Here is a 14,013-nt window from a genome sequence, read left to right on the forward strand (position 1 = left end):
CCGCCGCCCGCTACGGCGTGGCGAAGCCCGTGGTGCCCGCCAGCTCGTGCACCCGGGTGGCGACGTCGGGGCACTCCTGCGCGAGCTGCCGGTCGATCACCGCGCCGCCGGGGGCGGCGCCCCGCTCCTCGTACCACGAGTGGAGGTTCGTGGTCAGGTTCGCCGTGGCGCCCACCTCGGAGCCGGTCCCCCGCAACGCCGGGGTCCGGCCGCGCAGGTAGCCGCACACGTCGGCGCCCGACGTCCCCGCGGCGGAACCCGCGGCGGTCGGGCTCGCGGCGGTGGACCCGGCCCGCGGGGCCGTGGCGGCTGAGCCGGTCGTGCCCCGGCCGCCCGAGCAGGCCGCCGGCAGCAGGGCGGAGGCCGTGATCAGCGATGTTCTCGCGATGCGGGTCATGACCGGTTCGGTCCTCGTCGACGAGGCCGGGTTGCGGACTCCGCCGGCTGGTCAGGTGCGGGTGGGACGCCCCACCCGCGTTCCGGCGTCCGCGTTGTTCCACCGATCGGCGCGCACTGCTAGTTTGCGGGCCGTGGAGGAGTTCTCGCGATCGTGGACGGCGTTGCTCGCGGCCGTGGCCGACCTGCCGGACGAGGCCTTCAACCGGCCGTCCGGCTGCGCGGGCTGGCTCGTGCGGGACCTGGTGTGCCACCTGGTGATCGACGCGCAGGACGTCCTGATCACCCTCGCGACGCCCACCGACGCCGAGCCGACGCGGAACGCGGTGACCTACTGGGAGGTCTCCGGGGTGCCGCCGACGGGTGACGACCCGCTCGACGCGCTGACCACCCGGCTGGCCGCCGCGTACGGCGAGCCGTGGCTGCTCAAGTTCCACCTCGACGACGTCGGCTCCGCCGCGGGCCGGGCCGCGCGGCTCGCCGACCCGGACTCGCGAGTCGGCACCCGCGACCAGGTCCTCACGGTGCGGGACTTCCTGTCCGCGTACGTCGTGGAGTGGACGCTGCACCACCTCGACCTGCCGGACGTCGACCCGCCGCCCGCCGAAGGGCTGGCACGCTCGCGGGAGGTGCTGGAGGAGATCGCCGGGAGCGCGTTCCCCGCGTCGCTCCCCGACGCCGACGTGCTGCGGATCGGCACCGGGCGGCGCGAGCCGACCGCGGCCGAGCGCGCCGAGCTCGGCGACCTGGCGGCCGGGCTCCCGTTCGTCCTGGGCTGACTAGCGCTCGCGCAGCGCGGCGAGCTGCTCCTCGAAGGGGACGACGGCCGGTTCGTCCGGTGTGGACGGTGCGGGCCGTCCCGCCACCAGCGCGGCCAGCTCACCCGCGGCCCGGTCGACGCGCCGCGCGAGGTCGCCCGAGCCCCAGTCCTCGGGAGCGGCGAACACGGCCGTGGGCGCCACGGTGGCGCGCAGGTAGGCGAACAGCGGGCGCAGGGCGAACTCCAGCGCGAGCGAGTGCCGCGCCGAGCCGCCCGTCGCGCCGATCAGCACGGGCTTGCCCACCAGGGCGGTGGTGTCGACCACGTCGAAGAACGACTTGAACAGGCCGCTGTAGGACGCGGTGAAGATCGGGGTCACGGCGATCACGCCGTCGGCGCCGGTGACCGCGTCCAGCTCGGCCTGGAGCTTCGGGCTCGCGAAGCCGTTGGTGAGGTGGTGGGCGATGTCGGTCGCGACGTCGCGCAGCTCGACCACGTGCACCCGCGCGCCGGGCAGGTGCGCGCGGGCGGCCCCGGTCAGCCGGTCCGCCAGCAGCCGCGTCGACGACGGGGTGCTCAGCCCGGCCGACACCACGGCCAGCTCCAGCGTCTTCATCAATTCCTCCACTGTGGACTCACAACCAGTCGCGCTTCTTGAACGTCAGGTACAGCACCCCGGACAGCACCAGTATGGACACTGTGGACACCCAGAAGCCCGACGCCCGCTCGAAGCCCGGATAGGGCAGGTTCTGCCCGTAGAAGCCGGTGATGGCGGTCGGGACGGCGATGATCGCCGCCCAGCTCGTCACCTTCTTCATGATCATGTTCATCACGTTGCCCTGCGCGGTCAGCTGGGTCTCGCGCAGCGTCGCCGTCATCTCCCGCAGCGACTCCGTCCAGTCCGCCACCCGCAGGACGTGGTCGTGGACGTCCTGGAAGTACGGCCGCAGCTCGTCGGTGACCAGCGGTCCGTCGGCGCGCAGCAGCCTGCCCACCACGTCGGACATCGGCAGCTCGGCCCGCCGCAGCGCGACGAGGTCCTTGCGCAGTCCCAGGGTCCGGTGCTGCACCGCCCCGTGGTCCGGCCGCTCCTCGAACAGCGCGTCCTCCAGGGCCTCGACCTCGTCGTCCAACCGCTGCGCCGCGGCGAGGTGGCCGTCCACGACCACGTCCAGCAGCCCGTGCAGCAGGTAGCCGACGCCGACCGCCTCGACACCGCCCGGTTCGTCCCAGCGCCGCACCACGTCGTCGACGTCGAACTCGTCCCGCACCGTGATCAGCGCCCGCTCGGTGATGAACGCGGACACCTCCGTCAGCGCGAGCCGCTCCTCGCCGTCGGACCGGACGGCCTTCACCGTCAGGAACGCGTGGCCGTCGTACTGGTCGAACTTGGGCCGCTCGTGCTTGGTCAGCGCGTCCTCGACGGCGAGGGCGTGCAGGTCCAGCTCGCCCGCGACCGTCGCCAGGTCCGACTCGGTGGGGCGGTGGAAGTCCACCCACACCACCGAGTCCGGGTCCCCGACGTGGTCCGACACCTCGTCCAGCGGGAAGTCCGACGCCACGAGCACACCCAGGCGGTACAGCCGCGTCCTCACCATGCCGCGAAGGCTAGTCAGCTCGCCAGGGTGGCGTGCATCTCCCACACCAGCACCTCGGCGTCCTCGGTCGCCGTGACGCGCTGGCCGCCCGTCGCGGTGAACCGGACCGCGTCGCCCTCGGCCAGTGGGCCTGCGCCCTCCAGCGTCACCGCTCCGCGCGCCACGAACAGGTGCAGGTACGGCGCGTCGGGCAGTTCGACCGACCGGCCCGGCTGGAGCCGGGCGGCGTGCAGCGCGGCGTACCTGTTCTTGATCCGGATCGCCGACGCCCCGTCGTGGGCGTCCATTCCGGACGCGACCGGCACCAGTCCGCCGCCGAGCAGTTCGGCGTCGATCTCCAACTGCTCGTAGCCCGGCGTGATCCGGTTCTCGTCCGGCACGACCCACATCTGCACGAAGCGCACCGGCTCCTGGTGGGTGGCCCCTTCGAGCCGCCACGAGTCGTTCTTCTCCGAGTGCATGATCCCGCTGCCCGCGCTCATCCGCTGGGCCAGGCCGGGGTAGATGATCCCGGAGTGCCCGGTCGAGTCCTGGTGCACGAGCGACCCCCGCAGCACCCAGGTCACGATCTCCATGTCCTTGTGCGGGTGCGTCTCGAACCCGGAGCCCGGCGTCACGACGTCGTCGTTGTTCACCAGCAGCAGGCCGTGGTGGGTGTTGGCCGGGTCGTAGTTCCGGCCGAACGAGAACGAGTGCTTCGAGTCCAGCCACGAGATCCTGGTCGCGTCGCGCTCGGCGGACCGCCGCACGTCCACCTTCGGCTGCGAGGTGCTCCTGGTCATGTCGGCGAGCCTCCTGGGTTGATGTGTCACCTACGTAGATGCCCAACCTAGTTGATGCTGCAACTATTCCCGCGCAGGGTTCGCCGGGCGTAGTGCTCGCGCAGCTCCTCGGTCCGCTCCGCAGGCCACGGGCACCGGACCTCGCCGAACGAGGCCGCGAAGAACAGCTCCAGGTGGACGTGCCAGGCGGCCAGCGCGGTGGCCGCGTCCGCCCCGGCGGGCAGGTCGTGCGTCACCTCGACCCGCGTCCCCTGCTCCGGGTCGTGCACGACCTCCCACCGCACCGGCCCGTAGGCCAGCACGTGCGGCGGCGACACCGCGGTCAGCGGCTCGACCGGCACGTACGCGTTCGTCGCCCGCGCGGGCGGCTCCCCGCCCACCACGGGCGAGGAGTCCTCCACCAGCAGCGCCCACACCTCGCCCGCGGGCTTCCACACCAGGTCGCGGACGAACCGGATCCGGTTGCCCTCCACCGATCCCTCGTCCAGCCCGAACTCCCGGATGCGCGCCTCCATCGGCTCCAGCCACGCGGTGGGCGCCTCGAACTCCCGCCCGTCCAGCAGGGCGTCCAACGCGTCCAGGCACACGTCCCACCCGACGGCGTTCCGCCCGGCGGAACTCCGGTGGCCGCCGATCACCTGGCTGAACCGGATCAGGCACCCGGAGCCGCTGGGCGACAGCTCGAAGCGCAGGACGTCACCGCTCCAGCTGAACGCGAACACCCTGGGCGGGTCGACCTCGATCACCTCGCCCGAGCTGGTGCCGTCCACCGGCGCCTGGTCGGGGAACGTGAACGTCACGGTCGCGCCGGGGGAGAGGTCCAGCTCGACCTCCGCCGGGAACCACGCGGCGAGGTGACCGGGTTCGGTGATCGCCCGCCAGACCTTGGCGGGCGGGTGCGCCACCGTCCGCTCGAACCTCAGCACGGGCCTTCCGCCGAGGGTCTCCAGCTTCGCGGTCATCCCTGGTTCCCTTCGTGCGGGGCGGTGCGGGGTCGGCTCGGGGCCGGTGGACTTGAGCCGTGCGGTGTCGGGTCCGGCGGGGTCGGGTGGTGCGGGGTCCGGTCGCGTGGGGTCGAGGTGGGTGGGATCGCGTGGTGCGAGGCCGCGTGGTGCGGGTTCGGGTCTGGCGGGGTCGGGTCGGGCGGGGTGGCGTGGTGCGGGGTCGGGCCGGGCGGGGTCGGGTCGGGCGGGGTCGGGTCGTCGGGCATCGCGTCCAGGTGGCGTTCGAGGGCGTCGAGGCTGTTCTCCCACATCCGCCGGTACGGCGCGAGCCACGCGTCGACCTCGGCCAGAGGCGCGGGTCGGATGCGGTACCAGCGCCGCTGCGCCTCCTGGCGCACGTCGACCAAACCCGCTTCCCGCAACACCTTCAGGTGCTTGGAGACCGTCGGCTGGGTGAGCGTGAGCCGGTCGACCAGGTCGCCCACGGGGCGCTCGCCCGCGCGCAGCAGGTCGAGGATCTCCCGGCGGCTGGGATCGGCCAGCACCGCGAACGTAGATGCCATATCGGCAATATAACCAGGGCGGTATGTTCAAGCAAGGTGAAGCGTCCCGTGCCACTCTGGGGTGCCGGGCGAGTCGACGCATCGGAGGTCTGTCGTGGTCGTGGTCCGATTAGTTCTGGTCGCCGTGCCCGTGTTCCTGGTGGCGGGTTGCGGGGCGTCGCCCTCGCAGGGGCCGTCGAGCGGGACCGTCAGCACCACGCAGGTCATGACGCGGACGTCCGCGGCCGAGCCGAGCAAGCCCGCGGTGAAGACGTGCACGGTGCCGAACGTGGTCGGGATGGTGCACCAGGCGGCTCAGGACACGATGCAGGCGAGCGGGCTGTACGTGCTGCTGGAGCGCGACGCCAGTGGGCAGGGCAGGCTGCTGATCAACGACCGGAATTGGATCACGACCGGGCAGACGCCCAGCGCCGGGGAAGTCGTGGATTGCGGTGTCGAAGTCACCCTGTCGGCGAAGAAGGCCGACGAATAGGTGACCATGGCCGATCAAGGGGCACATCGAGGGGTCCCCGAGTCACATCGGCCGCACCCGCTGCAAGCCGAGGCTGCCGAGAGGAACACCGTGCCCCGCGTTCCACGAACGCGGGGCACGGACGCCACCCTCAGAAGTCCCGGTGCGACGCCAGTTCAGCCACGGCGTCCAACTCCGCGGCCGCGCGAGCCGACGGCTCGGCCGCCGTCAGGTGCTCCCGAGCCCGATCCAGCAGGTCATCGGCCCGAGCCCGGCTCCACGCCCTCCCCCCGGCCAGGTCCACCAGGTCGGCGGCCCGCCGAAGGTCGTCCCCGGACAGCGGCACGTCCGAGTGGTACAGCGCGTCCAGCTCCCGCCCGGCCTCCGTCCCGGAGTTCAACGCCGCCACCACCGGCAGCGACTTCTTCCTGTTCCGCAGGTCGGAGAACACCGGCTTCCCGGTCACCTCCGGGTCGCCCCAGATCCCCAGCAGGTCGTCGGCGAACTGGAACGCGAGCCCCAGCGCCTCGCCGAACCCCCGCAGGTGGGCCACCTGATCGGGGTTCCCGCCGCCGAACAGCGCGCCGATCTCGCAGGCGCACCCGAGCAGCGCGCCGGTCTTCCCCTCGGCCATCCGCACGCACTCCAGCAGGTCCACGTCCCCGCGCTCCTCGAACGCGAGGTCCGAGGCCTGCCCGTCCAGCAGGTTCTGCACGGCGACGCTGATCATCCGCATGCCCTGCTGGGCGGACGGGTGCCCGCTGGACGCCAGTTCGTCCAGCGCGAGCATCAGCATCGAGTCGCCCGCGAGGATCGCCGAGTTGATCCCGAACACGCTCCACGCCGTGGGCCGGTGCCGCCGCGTCGTGTCGTGGTCCATCACGTCGTCGTGCAGCAGCGAGAAGTTGTGCACGAGTTCCACCGCCACCGCCGCGCTCATCGCGGTGGTGACGACCCCGCCCACGGCTTCCGCCGCGAGCAGGGTCAGGGCGGGGCGGATGGCCTTCCCGCCGTTGGCGCCGGTGGCCTGACCGTGCTCGTCGCGCCAGCCGAAGTGGTAGCCGGCGATGATCCCCATCGACTCGGGCAGCCTCTCGACCGCCGCCTTCAGGGCGGGCTCCACGCCGAACCGGCTCCACGACAGCACCTCGTGCGCCGAGCGGATCGCCCGCTTGTCCTCGACTTCGGTCATTGCCAGTCCTCCATCAGCGCTGTCAGCGGTCGATCTCGACGTGTTCGAGCACGCCCAGCGCGTCGGGAACGAGGACGGCCGCCGAGTAGTACGTGCTGACGAGGTAGGACATGACGGCCTTCTCGTCGATCCCGGTGAACCGCACCGACAGGCCCGGCTCGTACTCGTCGGGCAGACCGGTCTGGTGCAGGCCGATGACGCCGTTCTCCTGCTCGCCCACGCGCATCGCGAGGATCGAGCTGGTGCCGTGCGAGCTGATCGGGATCTTGTTCGAGGGCAGGATCGGCACCCCGCGCCACGTGTTGACCTTGGTGCCCTGGTAGTCCACCGGGGTCGGGTACAGGCCGCGCTGGTTGAGCTGGCGGCCGAACGCGGCGATCGTGCGCGGGTGCGCCAGGAAGAACGCGGTCTTGCGGCGCCTGCTGATCAGGTTGTCCATGTCGTCCGGCGTGACCGGGCCGGTGCGGGTGTGCAGCCGCTGCTTGAGGTCCGCGTTGTGCAGCAGCCCGAAGTCCGGGTTGTTCAGCAGCTCGTGCTCCTGCCGTTCCCGCAGCGCCTCCACCGTCAGCCGGAGCTGCTGCTGGAGCTGGTCCATCGGCTTGTTGTAGAGGTCCGCGACGCGGGTGTGGACCCGCAGCACGGTCTGGGCCACGCTCAGCTCGTACTCGCGCGGCGACAGCTCGTAGTCCACGAACGTGCCGGGCAGCTCCACCTCGCCCTCGTGGCCGGAGGACAGCTCGATGGACGCCTCACCGGCCCGGTTGCTCGGCTTGCCGGACCGCGCGACGAACGCCTCGATGTGCGCGCGCAGCGCGTCGGCCTGGCCGTTGAGCGCCCGCACCTCCCGCCACGGCAGGACGAGCACGATCACCGGCGTGACCGCCCTGACCGTGAACGGCCACTCGTCGACCGTGCCGGTGAGCACCTCGTCGCCGAAGTGGTCGCCGTCGGCGAGCACGCCGAGCGAGGTCTCCTCGCCGTACTGGCCGACACCGGTGGCGCTGACCTTGCCGTGCGCGATCAGCACGACCTCGTCGGCCGCGCGCCCGGCCTGGACGACCACCTCGCCCGCGGCGAACTCGCGCTGCTGGAACCGCTCGGCCAGCGCGGCGAGCACGCCGTCGTCGGCGAACTCGCGCAGCACCGGCAGCTCGCGCAGCTCCTGCGGCACCACCTTCACGGCGGTCCCGGTGCTGGTGAAGCTCACCCGCCCGTCGCCGACGGCGTAGGTGAGCCTGCGGTTCACCCGGTACGCGCCACCGCCCGCCTCGACCCACGGGAGCGCGCGCAGCAGCCACCGGGGGGTGATGCCCTGCATCTGCGGGACCGACTTGGTGGTCGACGCGAGGTTGCGCGCGGCCCTCGTGCTCAGGCTCGAAGGCGCCACGACCTCGTCGAGACCCGGATCTGTCACCGTCACGTGTGTTCCCATCTCCTGTCTTGCCTACGCCGGACGGACTCGACCGCTCTCAGCCCTCGCGCCCGATCTCGACGTTCTCCAGCACGCCGAGCGCGTCCGGGACCAGCACGGCCGCCGAGTAGTAGGCGCTGACCAGGTAGGAGATGACCGCCTTCTCGTCGATGCCCATGAACCGCACGGACAGGCCCGGCTGGTACTCGTCGGGCAGGCCGGTCTGGTGCAGGCCGACGACGCCCTGGTTCTGCTCGCCCGCGCGCATCAGCAGGATCGAGCTGGTGCGGGTGGCGCTGACGCCGATCTTGTTGCACGGCAGGATCGGGACGCCTCGCCACGAGGGGACCTGGTGGCCGCCGAGGTCGGTCGACGCCGGGTAGATGCCGACCCTGCTGCACTCGCGGCCGAACGCGGCGATGGCCCTCGGGTGGGCGAGGAAGTAGCTGGGCTCCTTCCACACCGTGGACAGCAGCTCGTCCATGTCGTCCGGGGTGGGCGGGCCGGAGCGGGTGTGGATGCGCTGGCTCAGGTCGGCGTTGTGCAGCAGGCCGAACTCGCGGTTGTTGATCAGCTCGTGCTCCTGGCGCTCGCGCAGCGCCTCGATGGTCAGGCGGAGCTGCTGCTCGACCTGGTCCATCGGCTGGTTGTAGAGGTCCGCGACGCGGCTGTGCACGCGCAGGACGGTCTGGGCGACGCTCAGCTCGTACTCGCGCGGGGACAGCTCGTAGTCGACGAACGTCGCGGGCAGCTCCACCTCGCCCTCGTGGCCCGAGGACATCTCGATGGCCGCTTCGCCGCTCTCGTCCCGCTTGGCGTTCTCGCCGCGCGCACGGGCGTGCTGGATGTGCTCGCGCAGGCCGCCCGCCGCGCCGTTCATCTCCTCGAACGAGTGCCAGTCCAGGGTCAGCACGGTGACGGGGGTGACCGCCTTGACGGTGAAGCCCCACTCGCCCTGCGGACCGGCCAGCACGTCGCCGCCGAAGTGGTCGCCGTCGGCGAGGACGCCGAGGGCGGTCGTGTCGCCGAACTCGCCGACGCCGATCTTGTTGACCTTGCCGTGCGCGATGAGGAACACCGCGTCCGCGCGCTGCCCGGACTCGACGATGAGGTCGCCGGGGGCGTACTCGCGCTGCACGAACTTGAGCGACAGCGCGGCGAGCACCGCGTCGTCGTCGAACCCGCGCAGCAGCGGGAGCTCGCACAGCTCCTGCGGGATCACCCGGATCTCGGACCCGGTGTTGGTGAACGTCACGCGGCCGTCGCCGACCGCGTAGCTCAGCCGCCGGTTGACCCGGTAGGCACCGCCCGCGGCCTGCACCCACGGCAGGACCTTGAGCAGCCACCGCGAGGATATGCCCTGCATCTGCGGCACGGACTTGGTCGTCGTCGCCAGGTTCCTGGCCGCGGCCGTCGCCAAGCTCGATTGCGCACGAGTCGCGTCCACGTCCGACGAGGGGTTGTCCGTCACAGTCACCCGTCATACCGCCTATCCGCTTGCGCGCCGTTCGGGGCGCGTAGTGGGAATCAATTCACGAACAATGGGATTGTTCGTTGCGGTGAGGACGTTAACCAGGCTCGACGTGTAGGCGGAAGCGGCCAAAACGGCGTCCTTCCATGGTGTGACCAGCGCTGTTGTCAGGCACACACGGTGTACATGGTGGACGGATCACACTATATCGGGTGAACTTCCCGGGTCGGCGCGAACGATGCGCGCCGACCCGGAGTGGTTAACTCCAATGCCCTAATGATGATCACTCTAAAGTGGGACTCAAGTCCGTGAATTGACCTGAGATGTCAGTGAATTTCTCGACCGTGGGAGAGAAGTTCCCACGGTCGATAAGCGCGGAAAGGCCTTACTTCCGCAATGCTGCGGAGAAAAGCGGCACCGCGTTCTTGATGGCGTAGGAGGTGCCGAGGGTCGATCCGCTGGAGAACGCGTCCGACAGGGCCTTGTCCTCCAGGATCACCAGGTGCCCGGCCTTCGCCGACGGGATGCCGTTGAGCACCGGGTCGGCCTTCAGCACGCCCGCGTCGGTGCCGATCGGGAAGATCACCGTGAGGTCGGAGTCGAGCAGGCCGAGCTGCTCGGTGGAGATGTCCACGTAGAACGTGCCCCCGGCCAGCGCGTCGATGTCCTTCTTGGTGCCGAAGCCCAGTTCCCTCATGAAGTCCACCCGGCTGTCGCCCGGCACGTAGGCGCCGTACTTGCCGCCGAAGAAGGCGCCGACCACGGCGGTCTTCCCGGCGAACGCCGCGGCGTCCTTGAACTCCTTCTCGACGCCCGCGATCAGCTCCGCGCCCTTCTCGGGCTTGCCGAGCGCCTTGGCGACCAGCTCGGTCTGCTGCCGCCAGGTCGTGCCGTAGGGGATGACGTCCTTGGGCGCGGCGATGGTCGGCGCGATCTTGGCCAGCGTCTCGTGGGTCTTCTGGTCGAGGTTCGAGCGGGTGTTGAGGATCAGGTCGGGCTGGAGCGCCGCCACGGCCTCGAAGCTCAGCTCCTGGGTGCCGAGGATCGTCGGGGCCTTCTCGTAGAGGCCCTTCGCCCACGGTCCGACGCCCTCGCCGCCGAACGCGAGCCAGTCGCTCGCGCCGACCGGCTGCACGCCCAGCGCCAGCGCCGTCTCGGCGTCCGACCAGCCGAGCGCGACCACGCGGGTCGGCGCCTTCTCGACGGTGACCTGGCCGAACGCCGTGTCGACGGTCACCGGGAACGCGGTGCCCGCGGCCCCGGACGTCCCGCCCGTCTCCGGCGTCGAGGCGCTGCCGCAGGCGGCCAGCGAAGCGGTCAGGATGGCTGTCAGGAGCCCGATGGCGGCGCGCTTCATGTTCACCCGTTCGTTCTAGTGTTTAGGTAAACCTAAGCTAACACGGTGGCCGGGTCGGCTGAGAATCCCCTGTGAAGTCCCCGTGAGGGGCACGATTCGGCGCGGCGTGCGCGTTGAAGGGGATGTACTGGCACGAAACGCCCCAACGAGGGGTCGTTCACAGAGGTGAGTGAGATGACAGCGTTCATGCAGTCCCCGTCGACGGTGAACATCCCGACGCTGCCCGAGGGATGGCCGATCGCTTCCTACAGCACCTACCAGGAGGCCCAGCGCGCGGTCGACCACCTCGCCGACAGCGCGTTCCCCGTGCAGGGCATCACCATCGTCGGCGTCGAGCCGATGCTGGTCGAACGCGTCGCGGGGCGCCTGACCTGGAGTCGCGTGCTCGGCAGTGCCGCGGCCTCCGGCGCGTGGCTCGGCCTGTTCGTAGGTCTGCTCCTCAGCCTGTTCACGCCGAACGCGGGGTTCGCGCCGATCCTGATCGGCCTGGTCGCCGGTGTCGTGTTCGGGATGGTGACCTCCGCCGCCCGCTACGCCGCGACGAGGGGGCAGCGCGACTTCGTGTCGACCAGCCAGGTCGTGGCGCGCCGCTACGACGTGCTGAGCATCCCGGCCAACGCCCAGCGGGGCCGCGACATGCTCGCCACCCTCGCGATGAAGGCCCCGCAGGCGAGCTGACCCGCCCGTAGAGTCCGGGTCATGACGGAGATCGGTGCGGTGGGTCTCGTTCTGCACCCGCGCAGGGACTGCGCCCAGGTGATCGGCACCATGGTCGACTGGGCGCGGTCCCGCGACATCAAGCTGTTCGGCGTCGAGTCGGAGGTGGAGCGCGCCAGGGGCGCGGTCTCCGCCGTCGACCCGGACGAACTCGCCGAACGGGTCGACCTGCTGGTCAGCCTCGGCGGCGACGGCACGATGCTGCGGGCCATGCGGCTCGGCATCCCGGACCGGACGCCGGTGCTCGGGGTGAACCTCGGCAAGCTCGGGTTCCTGGCCGAGATCGACCCGCCCGAGCTGTCCGACGCCCTGTGCGCCATCGACGAGCACCGCTACACCACCGAACCCCGCTCGGGCCTGCGCGCGGTGACCGGCGACAAGAACTCCGTCGCCTTCAACGACATCGCGCTCATCCGGGTGCCGGGCAACGGCATGGCCGCCGTGCGCCTGCACGTCGAGGGCCACCCGTTCGTCAGCTACTCCGCCGACGCCGTGGTCGTGGCCACGCCGACCGGCTCCACCGCGTACAGCTTCTCCGCGGGCGGCCCGATCGTCTCCCCGCGCGCCGAGGGCCTGCTGATCACCCCCGTCGCCCCGCACTCCACGTTCAACCGCGCGGTGTTCCTGTCCGGCGGCGAGAAGCTGGCGCTGGAGGTCACCGGCGGCGAACTGGGCGTCGAGGCCGACGGGCTGCTCATCGGCCACGTCGGCGCGGGCACCGTGATCGACATCGAGGTGCTGCCCGCCGCGGCGAAGGTCGTCCGGCTGGGCCGGACGACCTTCTACCAGCGCGCCCAGCGCAAGTTCGGGCTGAGCGGCTTCACGGCCGCGGACTAGCGCGGTGACCGCACGGCCACGTCGGCCGACGTGCGCGGCGCGGGCGGACCCGGTGCGGGCGGGTGGTCGAACCGCAGCGCGTCCAGGACGTGCGGCACGACGAGCTGCGGGAGGGTGGCCCGCCAGAACCGGCCGAGCCGGACCCGCAGGTCCTGCCTGGCGCTGAAGGCCTGCGACAGGAGCTGCGCGCCCAGCAGCCCCGAGACGACCTGCTCGGCGACGTGCCGCAGGACCAGCCCGCCGCGCAGCTCGCCCGCCCGGTCGGCGCGGCGCAGGACGTCCCTGACCACCGCCACCCACCCCATGAGCTGCCCCGCCGCGGTGCGGTCGAACAGCGCGCCCTCGTGCAGCAGCCGGGTGCCGACGCGGGCCGTCAGGTCGTGGTCGACCCGGTCGGCGAAGGCGTAGGACAGGTCGACCAGAGCCTGCGCGGGCCGCGTGCGGCCCGCCAGCACCTGGTCCGCGAGGTCGCGCCACAGCAGCGACTGCCGCTCGACCAGCGCGACCGCCAGCGCCTCCTTCGACGGGAAGTGGCAGTACAGCGCGCCCTTCGTCACGTTCGCCCCGGCGCACACCGCCTGGAGCCTCGCCCCCGCGAAGCCGTGCCGGTCGAACACCTCGGCCGCGGCGCGCAGCAGCCGACCGCGGGTGTCCGCCGCCTGGACCGCGCCGTCGGTCACGGCGACCACGTCCGCACGGCCCCGAGCGCCATCGCCACGGCGAGGGTGTCGTGCAGCAGCCAGCAGCCGTCGACCTCGCCGTCGTGGACCGACAGCGACAGCGAGAAGTCCGCGTCGACCACGTCGGACGTGCTCGTGGGCCGCCACCGCATCCGGCCGAGCACCGCGGCGTCCTCGCCGTCCACCAGGAGCCGGTGCACCGAGATCCCCTCCAGGTCGAGCGCGGAGAACGCGGAGAGGAAGAACGACTCGACCTCGCGGCGGGTGCGGATCCCGCTGGTCCACCGGGCGCTGGTCACGTCCGGCGCGCGCCATTCCACCTCGGGCGCGAAGAGGCGGGCCACCCCCGCCGCGTCGGTCGCGCCGAACCGGGCGAGCACGAGGTGGACCAGCTCCGCCGTGCTCGGTGATCTGGAGGTCAACGCTGTCTCCCCGTGGAGTGCGGGTGGTAGTAGGGGCGAGAACGGCCCGCAGCGGCGGGACATCCGATCCTGGCACAGTCCGCGGACGCGGCGTCGTACGCGGACGGGGGTGGCTGCGTCGTCCGGCGAATGGTGGTAGTGGCCCGGACCGGGGCGCCGCGCGCCCGCCGTTCCCACAGTTCCGGCGCTGGGCGCGCGGGGGCGTAAGTCCAGGCCGGACGGTCGTCCCGCGTCGTCCGCGACCGCGCGCCATCGCCCCCGGAGACGCGTGCCGTTGCTGCTTCCGGTCCAGCGTCGAAACGAGTCGGTTCGGGCGTGTCGCATTCGACGTCCGCGCCGGATCCCGTGGAGAAAACGATTGGTGAAGAAGAACACGTTCGATGTTCACCCGATCGAACCCTGCGCCGTTCCGGTGATTCCGGCCGTATTTTT

General features: G+C 71.5%; 15 protein-coding genes and 1 pseudogene. 4 read left to right on the plus strand and 12 right to left on the minus strand.

What is annotated here, in order from left to right:
- Positions 1-10 precede the first annotated feature (10 nt).
- On the minus strand, positions 11-397 hold the full coding sequence (locus AC156L_RS35655) for a hypothetical protein (protein ID WP_330878572.1): 387 nt from the start codon (positions 395-397) through the stop codon (positions 11-13).
- A 133-nt stretch (positions 398-530) separates the two neighbouring features.
- Here AC156L_RS35655 and AC156L_RS35660 point away from each other — a divergent pair, with 133 nt between their 5' ends.
- Positions 531-1,175: a maleylpyruvate isomerase N-terminal domain-containing protein gene (locus tag AC156L_RS35660; RefSeq protein WP_330878571.1), complete on the plus strand. Its 645-nt coding sequence runs from the start codon at positions 531-533 to the stop codon at positions 1,173-1,175.
- Here AC156L_RS35660 and AC156L_RS35665 read toward each other — a convergent pair whose 3' ends face one another.
- From AC156L_RS35665 to AC156L_RS35685, 5 genes and pseudogenes are all read right to left on the minus strand, one after another.
- The gene (locus AC156L_RS35665) at positions 1,176-1,772 is read right to left on the minus strand and encodes an FMN reductase (protein WP_330878570.1); all 597 of its coding nucleotides are present in this window, start codon (positions 1,770-1,772) and stop codon (positions 1,176-1,178) included.
- Between the two features lie 19 nt (positions 1,773-1,791).
- Positions 1,792-2,754 (minus strand): magnesium transporter CorA family protein, encoded by a 963-nt coding sequence (locus AC156L_RS35670; protein WP_330878569.1) that lies wholly within the window; start codon positions 2,752-2,754, stop codon positions 1,792-1,794.
- Positions 2,755-2,768: 14 nt separating this feature from the next.
- A complete protein-coding gene (locus AC156L_RS35675) occupies positions 2,769-3,536 on the minus strand; it encodes a pirin family protein (RefSeq protein ID WP_484407657.1) in 768 nt (255 codons plus the stop codon).
- 47 nt (positions 3,537-3,583) lie between these two features.
- Positions 3,584-4,498, minus strand: coding sequence for an SRPBCC family protein (locus tag AC156L_RS35680; protein WP_330879427.1), 915 nt, complete (start codon positions 4,496-4,498; stop codon positions 3,584-3,586).
- A 239-nt stretch (positions 4,499-4,737) separates the two neighbouring features.
- Positions 4,738-5,043, minus strand: a pseudogene (locus AC156L_RS35685) (ArsR/SmtB family transcription factor); the annotation flags it as partial.
- Between the two features lie 100 nt (positions 5,044-5,143).
- Between AC156L_RS35685 and AC156L_RS35690 the strand changes: the two are divergent.
- Positions 5,144-5,515: a PASTA domain-containing protein gene (locus tag AC156L_RS35690; protein ID WP_330879428.1), complete on the plus strand. Its 372-nt coding sequence runs from the start codon at positions 5,144-5,146 to the stop codon at positions 5,513-5,515.
- Positions 5,516-5,645: 130 nt separating this feature from the next.
- On the opposite strand, the gene AC156L_RS35695 is transcribed toward AC156L_RS35690, so the two are convergent.
- From AC156L_RS35695 to AC156L_RS35710, 4 genes are all read right to left on the minus strand, one after another.
- On the minus strand, positions 5,646-6,686 hold the full coding sequence (locus tag AC156L_RS35695; RefSeq protein ID WP_330879429.1) for a family 2 encapsulin nanocompartment cargo protein polyprenyl transferase: 1,041 nt from the start codon (positions 6,684-6,686) through the stop codon (positions 5,646-5,648).
- Between the two features lie 22 nt (positions 6,687-6,708).
- Complete coding sequence (locus AC156L_RS35700; protein WP_330879430.1) at positions 6,709-8,106, minus strand: family 2B encapsulin nanocompartment shell protein; 1,398 nt, start codon at positions 8,104-8,106, stop codon at positions 6,709-6,711.
- 49 nt (positions 8,107-8,155) lie between these two features.
- Positions 8,156-9,574: a family 2B encapsulin nanocompartment shell protein gene (locus AC156L_RS35705; protein WP_330879431.1), complete on the minus strand. Its 1,419-nt coding sequence runs from the start codon at positions 9,572-9,574 to the stop codon at positions 8,156-8,158.
- A gap of 379 nt (positions 9,575-9,953) precedes the next feature.
- Positions 9,954-10,925: an iron-siderophore ABC transporter substrate-binding protein gene (locus tag AC156L_RS35710; protein ID WP_330879437.1), complete on the minus strand. Its 972-nt coding sequence runs from the start codon at positions 10,923-10,925 to the stop codon at positions 9,954-9,956.
- Positions 10,926-11,099: 174 nt separating this feature from the next.
- On the opposite strand from AC156L_RS35710, the gene AC156L_RS35715 reads away from it, so the two are divergent.
- Both AC156L_RS35715 and AC156L_RS35720 read left to right on the plus strand, forming a co-directional pair.
- Positions 11,100-11,603 carry a YflT domain-containing protein gene (locus AC156L_RS35715; RefSeq protein WP_330879432.1) on the plus strand — a complete coding sequence of 168 codons (504 nt, stop codon included), beginning with the start codon at positions 11,100-11,102 and terminating at the stop codon, positions 11,601-11,603.
- Positions 11,604-11,624: 21 nt separating this feature from the next.
- A complete protein-coding gene (locus AC156L_RS35720) occupies positions 11,625-12,479 on the plus strand; it encodes an NAD(+)/NADH kinase (RefSeq protein WP_330879433.1) in 855 nt (284 codons plus the stop codon).
- Here the strand turns inward: AC156L_RS35720 and AC156L_RS35725 are convergent.
- Both AC156L_RS35725 and AC156L_RS35730 read right to left on the minus strand, forming a co-directional pair.
- Positions 12,476-13,159: a ScbR family autoregulator-binding transcription factor gene (locus tag AC156L_RS35725; RefSeq protein ID WP_330879434.1), complete on the minus strand. Its 684-nt coding sequence runs from the start codon at positions 13,157-13,159 to the stop codon at positions 12,476-12,478. The two genes, AC156L_RS35720 and AC156L_RS35725, sit on opposite strands and share 4 nt — an antisense overlap.
- Positions 13,156-13,581 (minus strand): nuclear transport factor 2 family protein, encoded by a 426-nt coding sequence (locus AC156L_RS35730; RefSeq protein ID WP_330879435.1) that lies wholly within the window; start codon positions 13,579-13,581, stop codon positions 13,156-13,158. The genes AC156L_RS35725 and AC156L_RS35730 overlap by 4 nt, the downstream gene beginning before the upstream one ends.
- Between the last annotated feature and the right edge of the window lie 432 nt (positions 13,582-14,013).

The organism is Umezawaea sp., from assembly GCF_057122925.1.